The organism is Gemmatimonadales bacterium (genome assembly GCA_036265815.1).
Classification (GTDB): domain Bacteria; phylum Gemmatimonadota; class Gemmatimonadetes; order Gemmatimonadales; family GWC2-71-9; genus CAVVWJ01.
In genome coordinates this window covers 21,065-27,481 of the sequence record DATAOI010000031.1, presented here as the reverse complement: position 1 = coordinate 27,481, position 6,417 = coordinate 21,065, and the positions used below count along the sequence as shown (strand labels likewise).

Annotated in this window: 6 protein-coding genes; 4 read left to right on the top strand and 2 right to left on the bottom strand. The window is 69.8% G+C overall.

The annotated features are described in order from the left end of the window. A partial coding sequence (locus tag VHR41_06820) for a hypothetical protein (protein HEX3233891.1) occupies nt 1-1,275 on the bottom strand: 1,275 nt, incomplete at its 3' end. Between the two features lie 409 nt (nt 1,276-1,684). Here VHR41_06820 and VHR41_06815 point away from each other — a divergent pair. The 3 genes from VHR41_06815 to VHR41_06805 all read left to right on the top strand — a co-directional run bounded on the left by VHR41_06815 (nt 1,685) and on the right by VHR41_06805 (nt 4,939). Then, complete coding sequence (locus VHR41_06815; protein HEX3233890.1) at nt 1,685-2,062, top strand: VOC family protein; 378 nt, start codon at nt 1,685-1,687, stop codon at nt 2,060-2,062. A 205-nt stretch (nt 2,063-2,267) separates the two neighbouring features. Then, the gene (locus tag VHR41_06810) at nt 2,268-3,665 is read left to right on the top strand and encodes a M48 family metalloprotease (GenBank protein HEX3233889.1); all 1,398 of its coding nucleotides are present in this window, start codon (nt 2,268-2,270) and stop codon (nt 3,663-3,665) included. After that, the gene (locus VHR41_06805) at nt 3,656-4,939 is read left to right on the top strand and encodes a serine hydrolase domain-containing protein (GenBank protein HEX3233888.1); all 1,284 of its coding nucleotides are present in this window, start codon (nt 3,656-3,658) and stop codon (nt 4,937-4,939) included. The genes VHR41_06810 and VHR41_06805 overlap by 10 nt, the downstream gene beginning before the upstream one ends. Nucleotides 4,940-4,966: 27 nt before the next feature. On the opposite strand, the gene VHR41_06800 is transcribed toward VHR41_06805, so the two are convergent. Continuing rightward, nucleotides 4,967-5,389 (bottom strand): MarR family transcriptional regulator, encoded by a 423-nt coding sequence (locus VHR41_06800; GenBank protein ID HEX3233887.1) that lies wholly within the window; start codon nt 5,387-5,389, stop codon nt 4,967-4,969. A 116-nt stretch (nt 5,390-5,505) separates the two neighbouring features. Here VHR41_06800 and VHR41_06795 point away from each other — a divergent pair, with 116 nt between their 5' ends. Continuing rightward, complete coding sequence (locus tag VHR41_06795; protein ID HEX3233886.1) at nt 5,506-6,327, top strand: N-acyl homoserine lactonase family protein; 822 nt, start codon at nt 5,506-5,508, stop codon at nt 6,325-6,327. Nucleotides 6,328-6,417: the final 90 nt, after the last annotated feature.

Below are 6,417 nucleotides of genomic sequence, written 5' to 3'. Positions count from 1 at the left end.
CTGGACCGGGTCCACGCGGATCCGGCCGAGCCCCGCGGGCGTCACGGTGGACAGCTCCACGTCCTCGCCGATGAGCCGGCGGAGCATCCGGTCCATCGTGGCGAGGACCTCGGCCACGTCCACGACGCGCGGCTCCGACCGCTGCTTGCGCCCGAACGCGAGGAGCTGGCGGGTGAGGAGCGCGGCCTTCCGCGCGGCCGCCTCGATCTCGGCGGCCTCGGTGTGGAGCGGGTTGTCCGGCCCGAGCCGCTCCGCGAGGACCTGGGCGTCGGAGAGGATCGCGGTGAGGAGGTTGTTGAAGTCGTGGGCGACGCCGCCCGCGAGCCGCCCGATCGCTTCCATCTTCGCGGTCTGGCGGAATCGCGCCTCGTTCTCGCGCACGGTCCTGCTGGCCTCCGCCAGCGCGCGCTCGTGGGCCCACACCGCGCCGACGCACCACCACAGCACCGCGCTCATCACGACGATGAGCGTGAGGACCAGGAGCGCGTAGCCCATCCCGCGATCGAACCACTCGGCTTCCCGACCATGGATCGTGAGCAGGCCCAGCGCCACCGGCACGACGATGACGAAGGGCAGGGCGCGCCGGGCCACCAGCCCCGCGGCACTGGGCTCCACCAGGGTCCGCATCGGCTGACTGTCCGGTAGCGCCGCCACCAGACCGGCGCCGGCCACCGCGATCATGGTCGCGGTCTGCAGGGCGATGGCGGTGAGCGGAGCGACCGTGTACAGCGGGTTCGCACCGAAGAGATAGCCGATGATCGAGAGCGCGGCGATGACGATGATCGCGATCCCCAGAGCCGCGCCCGCCTGCCGGTCTCGCCGGCTCCCGAGCGCCGCCAGCAGGCCGATGCCCAGCAGGGTCCAGGAGGTGGCCGCGGGCAGTCCCATCCGTCCCGGTGCCACCGTCGCGGTGCCGGCCCACGGCCGCCCGAACGTGAGCAGGGCATCGATGCCGAGATCGATGCCCGAGGCATGCTCGAAGATGCTGGCGAGCCCGATCAGGCCGATGAGGACCGCGAACGGGACGACCGCGCGCCGGCGACCGTGGGCCAGAAGCACTAGGCCCGCGCCGGCCGCCGTGGCGGTGAGCGCGGTGTTGGGCTGGATCGAGATGGCGCCGTTCCAGGCGGTGAGGCGCCGCACGCCCAACACCCAACCCATGAAGGACAGGAGACCTGCCCCCAGCACGTACCAGCCCAGGGCAGCGGCGAGCCACGCCAATCGGCGGGATGGCGCCGGGGCGGGTATCGGGGCGGTGGATTGGGGCGTCGTCATGCGGGGTGATCCGACGGGACCGTGCTCCTGGATGGACATCGGCATGGCCAGGGGGAGGCCTCACTCCGCGGGCGTACCTTTAAGCTAGTTCACGCATTCTCCTCATCCAATGGGGCTCCCCGCCTGACGGAACGTCGTTGCGGCGCCAATCCCGACATCGGCCCCGTTGCGACTCCCCGCCCGAGGCTCATCTTGGTGAGGGACCGGTACCCGGTGCTGCACTTCTTCTGGTCGTCCAGAACTTCGGCCGGGGCTACTGGGTGGGCCCATTCCGGCCCCAGCACACCCAGGCCGTCCGACTGGTAATCGAGAAGGACGCCGGGCGGTCCAGCGCTCAACTGGTGGACCTCGGGCGATGATGTGTACGCCACGGCAGAACCACACGGGCGCGCCGAACGTTACAGCACGCATGAACCTGAATCAGGTGACGCTGCCGGCCCTGGACCTCACGCCCGCCGTCGCCTTCTATCGTCGGCTCGGGCTCCGTCTCATCGTGGACGCGCTCCCGCGCTATGTCCGCTTCGAGTGCCCCGACGGCGAGACTACGCTGTCGGTCGAGCAGGTCGCCGCGCTGGGCACCGGACCCGGGCCGGTCATCTATCTGGAGTGCGCCGATCTCGACGGAACGGTCGAGCGCCTGGTCGCCGAGGGCATCCGGTTCGACAGCCCGCCCACCGACCAGCCGTGGCTCTGGCGCGAGGCGCGCCTCCGGGATCCTTCCGGCAACCTGCTCTGCCTCTTCCACGCGGGACGAAACCGCCGTGATCCGCCCTGGCGGGTGAAGTGAGGGAGTAGCGGCCAACCTCTTGTGCAGGCCCCGACCGGCATCGCTGGCGCCCGGCCTCCTTGCCGGTTTACTTATCCCCTGTCCCCAATCCCCAGTAGCAGCAGCATTCCTCCGACCACGGGAGCCTCCGCCCCTGGTCCACTTCCTCGATGAGCAACGGCGCCACCGCCGCTCCAGCGCGATCTCGGCCGCGCTGGTGGTCGTCGTGCTCGCCGTCTCAGGCATTCCGCTCTCCATCCTCATCTCCCCGTTCCTGGTGGCGGCCGCGGCCGTCCCGGTCTACCTCGCCGACCTCGTCTTCGACATCCCGGCGGAGGTCACCGGCTGGCTCGACCGCACCTTCGGCCTGCTGCCCACGATGTGGTCGGCGGCCCGACATTCGGATGTGGACATGCCCTGGGACCTGCTCGTCGCGCTGTTCGTCTTCCCCGGGCTCGTGGCGATGCTGCTCCTCTGGGCCGTGGTGCGGGTGATCTTCCGGCGCACCGGCGTCGGCGGCGTGCTCCGGCGGATGAAGGTACGGCCGCCCCGCCCGAACGACCTGGCCGAGCAGCGGCTGGCCAACCTGGTGCAGGAGGTGGCCGTGGCCGCGGGAGTGCCGGCGCCGCGAGTGGTGCTGATCGATGCCAAGTCGGCCAACGTCGGCGCCGCCGGGCTCACGATGGACGACGCGACCGTCGTGGTCACCCGCGGGTTCGTGGACCGGCTCTCGCGTGACGAGCAGCAGGCCGTCGTCGCGCACGTGATGGCGTCAGTCGGCAACGGTGATCTGACCCTTGCAGCGGAGATCCTGACGCTGATCCAGGTGTGGGGACTGGTCTCGCTGATGCTCGAGGCGCCGCTGGTGCCGGCGCCGCGGGCCAGTCTCAAACTTGTCGCCCGGATCGCCCGGGACACGCTCCGGGGCCGGGCCGAGGCGCCGAGCCGGGAGCTGGCGGTCGACACCATGATGGACGGCAACACCTTCGAGAACCTGGACTCGGACGAGTTCGAGCGGCTGCCCGACGCACACCCGCTGGTGCTCCTGTTCGGCTATCTACCGGTGCTGGTGACGGTCGGCCTCGCCGCCATCGCGGCCAAGGCCATCATCTGGCTCACGGTATTCGTCATGGCCCCGTCGGTCTCCGCGCTGTGGCGGGCGCGGCGGAAGCTGGCGGACGCCACCGCGGTCCAGCTCACCCGCTATCCGGGTGCTCTCGCCCAGGCGTACCGCACGCTCGCGAACCGCAAGATGAAGGTGCCCGGCGCGGTGGCGGTCCACTTCCTGTTCCCGGTGTGGGACCCCGATGTGGACAAGGACCACAGCCGCCCCGACGTGACCAGCCTGCTGCTCCACATGCAGCTGCCCCTCGAGCCGCGCCTCCGGCGGCTGGAGCGGCTCGGCGCGGGCGCCGAGGGAAAGCCGCTCAAGCGGCCGGATCCGGGGCTCACGTGGCGGGAGGTCGCGGCAGGGTCGGGATGGATCGGAGTGGGGGCGGGGATGCTCGGCGGCGTGGTGGCGCTGAGCGCGGCAGGCGCGGCGGCGACGCTGTATGGTCTGGGATGGTTGCTGCAGAAGGCGCTGGTGGCGTTCCCGGGGAGGGTGGCTGAGCTATGGAGCTGAGACCTTTTCGCTTTTTCCTCGCGCTTGTCATCGCCGCACCGGCCACTGCCGCGGCCCAGCTCCCGCGTGCTCGCCCCGAGACCGTCGGCATGTCCTCGGTGCGGCTCGCCCGGATTCGACCCATGCTGCGGCGCTATGTCGAGCAGGGCTCCGTGGCTGGGCTGGTCGCGCTGGTGGCGCGTGATGGGCGGCTGGTGGAGCTCGACACCGCCGGCTGGCGCGATGTCGCGTCCCACAGTCCCATGCGCCGAAACACCATCTTCCGGATCGCTTCGATGACCAAGGCGGTCACCAGCGTCGCCGCGATGATGCTGGTCGAAGAGGGCCGCCTGAGGCTCGCCGATTCCGTGTCGAAGTACATCCCCGAGTTCGCCTCGACCAAGGTCTGGGCCGGGCGGGACTCGCTCGTCCCGCCGGAGCGCGCGATGACCATTCACGACCTGCTCACCCACCGGTCTGGCCTGGTCTACGGCTTCATCGACACCTCCGCCGTCGGAAAGGCCTATCGCGCCGCCCACGTGAGCGACGGCCTCAGCGACCTGGTGCCGACCCAGGCGGAGAACATGACCCGCCTGGCCGCCCAACCGCTCGCCTTTCAGCCCGGCCACGAGTGGCGCTACAGCCTCTCGGTGGACGTGCTCGGCCGGGTCGTCGAGATCGCCTCCGGTCTCACGCTGGATGAGTTCCTCCATGCCCGTATCTTCCAGCCGCTTCGGATGCACGACACCGGCTTCCGCGTGCCCGACGAGAAGCTCGGCCGCCTGGCGAGGGCATACAGCTCGCCGCACGACTCGCTCCGCGCCATGGCCGGCACCGACTCCTGGGAAGACGGCCGGCTGCCTCTCGGGCGGTTCGGCGGCCCCGGCACCCGCGGCTCGGACACCTTCTTCTCGGGCGGGGCGGGGCTCTTCAGCACGGCGGGGGACTACGCTCGGTTCGCCCAGATGCTGCTCAACGGTGGCCAGCTCGACGGCGCGCGCCTGCTCAGCCCCAAGACCGTGGAGCTCATGACGGCCGATGCGACCTCCGACCTCAAGAACCCGCTCGGGCCCGGCGTCGGCTTCGGCCTGGGCTTCGCCGTCGTGCGGGACCTGGGCGCCACGGGCGTGCTCGGCTCCGCGGGCACCTACTCCTGGGGCGGCATCCTGGGCACGAGCTTCTGGATCGATCCCAAGGAGCGGCTGGTGGGGGTGCTGATGATGCAGCTCTTTCCCAATCGCGACGACGTGAACGAAGTCTTTCAGACGCTCACCTATCAGTCCGTGATCCGGTGACGGCCGTCCGTCGCCGCTCTGATCCTGTCAGCCGTCCGTCGCGGTCACGAGCTCCTTGAGGGTCGCCACGAAGGCCGCCGCGCGCGACGGCGAGAGGCGGCCGAGATATCGGGTTTCCAGCTCCGCGCGCACCGCACACGCATCCTGCAGGAACGCGCGTCCGCGCTCCGTGGGTTTGGCCAGGACCGCGCGCCGGTCCAGCGGATCGGCCACCAGGGTGACGAGGCGCTTGGACGCCATTTCCCTGGCCAGCCTCCCCGCGTACTGCTTGGTCGTCTTCAGGGCAGAGGCCACGTCCGACAATCGCGTGCCGGCCTCCTCCGTCTCGGACAGGAACTGCACGTGCGACAGCGTCAGGCCCTTCCAGCCGTGCGTCGCGTACGCCCGGTTGGCAGCCTCCTGAAACCGCCGATACACGGTCCCGAACGCCCGAGCCGGCGACTCGGCCATCTCCCGCCGCAACTCCGACCAGGCGGGACGGTGTCCACTTGACATATAATAAACCTAGGTTAGTAATTGGTAAAGTGAGTTGACTAAATATTAACCCAGGAACTGGATCGCCGTCCATGAAGATCACCGCCCTGTCGACCGGCGTGCTGGAATTGAAGCCCACCTTCCTTGAGGGCAGCCCGGCCCACGGCGGGCCAGTCGGCCTGATCCGCGCGCTAGGGCGAGACCCGCGCTGGACGGCGCCGTTGCCGATGTGGTCCTGGATCATCGAGACCGGAACTGAACGGATCCTGGTCGACGCAGGTGCCCGGCCGGGCGCAAGGGGAGGACCGACCAGAACCCGCTTCCATATCTCGTCGGACCAGGCGCTGGTTCCCGAGCTGGCTCGGCGGGGCCTCACGCCCGGAGACTTCGACCGCGTACTGCTGACGCATCTTCACGGGGACCATGTCGGAGGACTCGCGGCGTTCGACCAACGGCGGGTGTGGGTGGCGAGGTCGGAATGGGCCCCCGTGGCCCGGTTCCCCGGCCGGTTGCTTCGCTTCCTGACAGCCCCTGTGCCCCGAGGCTTCGTTCCCAGTCTCTTCGACTTCGACGGCCCAGCGTTGCTTGGGTTCCCGGGGAGCTGGCGGGTGACGCCGGATGGCTCGATCGTCGCTCTACCGACGCCGGGACATAGCCCGGGACACACGAGCTTCCTGCTGCGAAGCACGGAGGGGGACGTGCTGCTCGCCGGAGACGTCACCTATGACCTCCCAGCCCTCCACAATCAGCGAGAGCAGGGCTTCATTGCCAATGTCGAGGAGCATCGCCAGACTCTGTCTCGAGTGCTGTCGCTCGTGCGGCGCGGTATTGCCTACTTGCCGAGCCACGACCCCGAGTCGCCTGCGCGGCTGGCGGGGCGGAACCCGCCTTCGATCTACCACGCCCATGGTTGATCACACCGGAAAACGCTCGCGGGCAGGATGGTCCTAGCCAAACGCCCTCCGCGCTCCCATCTTCCGCTCACCCCTTCCCCAAGCGATCGC